Annotated in this window: 1 pseudogene; it reads left to right on the top strand. The window is 44.6% G+C overall.

The features are described from left to right. Positions 1–26: 26 nt before the first annotated feature. Positions 27–296: pseudogene (locus tag A3735_RS08995) on the top strand (hypothetical protein); the annotation flags it as partial.

Below are 296 nucleotides of genomic sequence, written 5' to 3'. Positions count from 1 at the left end.
CTATAAGAAAAACAAGAGAGCGTATTATGAACACTACCGTTTACCCTCAGCAAACTGGCGCATGGATCCGTAGCAAACGCTACTGGTACTTACTCTCTATCCTTACGCCAATGATTCCTTTAGCCTCCGCTTATGCTGCCGTTGAAACCGGTTATGGCCTTTGGCTTTGGTTTACTGTGGTTTTTCTTTACGGCATGCTACCTCTAGCTGATCACGTATTTGGTGAAGACCGCGCTAATCCAGACGACGAACTCGTTTCACAGCTCAAAGACCAAAGCTATTATGTCAATATTATG

The organism is Oleiphilus sp. HI0061, assembly GCF_001635675.1.
Note: the sequence above shows the minus strand (reverse complement) of the source record. Positions and strands in the feature narration are given on the sequence as shown.